Genomic DNA, 1,763 nt, shown 5'->3' with positions numbered 1-1,763 from the left:
TCGGCGCGACATGGCGGCGCGDGCGCTCGAAAAGGGTGACATCGAGTAGTAACTCGAGCTTGCGAACCTGTTCTGATAATCCCGCCTGGCTCACGCCACATCGCTCGGCGGCCCGCGAGAAATTGCGCAGATCATCGACCGCCACCACATATTCGATATCGCGAAGGGAGAGGCCGGAAAGAGGAATATAGGTCATGGACATAGATAGGACCAATCCGTGATGCCGGTAAAAACGGTTCTGCCTATATCTACCATTGACAGAAACGATTTCCGAGGCGTTCGTGTTCGTGGGACAACGAGCCCGTCATCAAACAGCGATGTGAACCAGGGAGCATATGACATGCCACGCATCAATTCGACCGTGAAGCCTTTCGAGACCGATGCCTACCACGATGGCAAGTTCATCAAGGTGTCGGAAGCGGATGTGAAGGGAAAGTGGTCCGTCTTCTTCTTCTATCCTGCTGACTTCACTTTCGTCTGCCCGACCGAACTTGAAGATCTGGCCGAGAATTACGCTACCTTCAAGCAGCTTGGCGTCGAGATCTACTCGGTCTCCACCGACAAGCACTTCACTCACAAGGCTTGGCACGACACGTCGCCAGCTATTGGCAAGATCCAGTATGTCATGCTGGCCGATCCGACGGGCACGATCAGCCGCAACTTCGACGTCATGATCGAGGAAGCAGGCATGGCCGATCGCGGCACGTTCCTGATCGATCCCGAAGGCAAGATTCAGTACATCGAGGTTACTTCGGGTGGCGTTGGCCGCTCCGCTGCCGAACTGATCGAAAAGATCCGCGCAGCGCAGTATGTTGCCTCGCATCCGGGTGAAGTCTGCCCCGCGAAGTGGAAAGAGGGTGAAGCCACCCTGTCCCCGTCGCTCGACCTGATCGGCAAGATCTGAGGTCGTCTGGCCCGGCCTCCGCGCCGGGCCAACCCCGCCGGATTGCTTCGGCGCAGTTTATCGGAAAGAGCAGGATCAGCCTGATGTTGCAGGACCCCATCAAGTCACAGCTTTCGACCTATCTCGCCAATCTGGCCCATCCGGTCGTACTTGAAGCGTCCCTCGACGGGAGCGCGAAAGCGCGGGAGATGGGTGAACTCCTCCAGGAAGTTGCTGCCCTCTCCGATAAAGTGACCTATTCGGCAGACGGTGTGAGCGAGCGTCGTCCCTCCTTCCTGATCCGGCGCGGCGATAGCCGTCATGGCGTGAATTTCGCCGCCATTCCTATGGGGCATGAATTCACCTCTTTCGTGCTGGCGTTGCTTCAGGCAGGCGGTCATCCGCCCAAGATCGACCCGGAGATTGCCACGCAGATCAAGGGGCTCGGGGGTGAATTCCGGTTCGAGATCTTCGTCTCCCTGTCCTGCCAGAACTGTCCGGATGTGGTCCAGGCTCTGAACGCCATGAGCGTGATCAATTCTGCGATCAATGTGACGACGATCGACGGCGCGTTGTTCCAGGAGGAAGTGGCCTCCAAGAACATCATGACCGTGCCCCAGATCTATCTGAACGGCATGGCCTTCGGCTCCGGGCGCATGGATGTGAACCAGATCCTCGCCAAGCTGGATGACGATGCACCGCGCCGTGCAGCCGAGCGCCTGAAGGACATGCCGGCCTTCGATGTGCTGATCATCGGCAGCGGCCCTGCCGGTGCCTCCGCCGCCATCTATGCAGCGCGCAAGGGATTGCGCACGGGACTCGTGGCCGATCGTTTCGGCGGTCAGGTCATGGATACGGCGGGGGGCGGGGAAATCATTTT

Annotated in this window: 3 protein-coding genes; 2 read left to right on the top strand and 1 reads right to left on the bottom strand. The window is 58.7% G+C overall.

The features are described 5' to 3' along the window. Positions 1-196, bottom strand: a 196-nt coding sequence (locus C0V97_RS17860) for a LysR family transcriptional regulator (protein WP_148114979.1), incomplete at its 3' end; no start/stop codon positions are given. A 144-nt stretch (positions 197-340) separates the two neighbouring features. Here C0V97_RS17860 and ahpC point away from each other — a divergent pair. Then, positions 341-904, top strand: coding sequence for an alkyl hydroperoxide reductase subunit C (gene ahpC, locus C0V97_RS17855; protein ID WP_127100560.1), 564 nt, complete (start codon positions 341-343; stop codon positions 902-904). Positions 905-987: 83 nt separating this feature from the next. Then, the coding region (locus C0V97_RS17850) for a thioredoxin family protein (protein ID WP_127103749.1) at positions 988-1,763 on the top strand (776 nt) is incomplete at its 3' end.

Source organism: Asaia sp. W19 (assembly GCF_003994335.1).
Lineage (GTDB): Bacteria > Pseudomonadota > Alphaproteobacteria > Acetobacterales > Acetobacteraceae > Asaia.
This window is presented reverse-complemented; position numbering and strand designations above follow the sequence as displayed.

Excerpts from the sequence above, each read along its gene's own strand:
- ahpC (WP_127100560.1), top strand. The coding sequence starts at position 341 with ATGCCACGCATCAATTCGACCGTGAAGCCTTTCGAGACCGATGCCTAC.